This window comes from Parasedimentitalea nitratireducens, assembly GCF_057444295.1.
The window spans coordinates 1-580 of the sequence record NZ_JBYAXC010000047.1; the positions used below are offsets into that span (position 1 = coordinate 1).

The following is a 580-nucleotide window of genomic DNA, read 5'->3' on the forward strand; positions in this document are numbered from 1 at the left end:
CTACCACCCCAGCCAGTGCTTTCCGAGACAATGAACTAAGGCTGACGTGGCGCTAAACGTGCCGAAATGCCCCTGATTTATGCCCCTGTTGATTGACACGCTGACTGGTAGCTGGTGGGGCCGACTTCGCGTGGTCTGAGTGCTCTGACGGGGCTGCTCCTGAACACTGAGGCGGCTATGGCAGATCCATGGGTGATGTACCTGAACTTGGGGTGCTGAAGTAGCCTCCCCCGGGGCTTGGGAGAGGCCGTTAGCGGTTATGCCTGAGTATAGTTGGGCAGAGGGATAAGTAATGGAAAAGAAGGGGAAACTAGGCGAGGAGAACCCCTAGGACTTCCCGGTTCGATCATCATGTTCCCCCACCCATAGAATCCAGATACGCTAACCTCTCTTGGAAACAACGCTGACGCACCTCGTAGGCTGAGCAGCGCTGACGGTGACGCATCTCCACGTAGTCATCAACCAGCTCCGGAGAAGCCTCCTTCACTTCATCCAGGCCCTGATAGTTGTTCGTGAGAGCTACCCGATGCCCAAGAGCCCCGATCGCTGCTGCCTGCATGGCTAACTTGAGCCGTCCAGC

At 56.9% G+C, this 580-nt stretch carries 1 protein-coding gene; it reads right to left on the minus strand.

Translation table 11 applies throughout. The annotated features are described in order from the left end of the window. Nucleotides 1-349 precede the first annotated feature (349 nt). Nucleotides 350-580, minus strand: a 231-nt coding sequence (locus tag AC2T28_RS24950; protein ID WP_486751302.1) for a hypothetical protein, incomplete at its 5' end; no start/stop codon positions are given.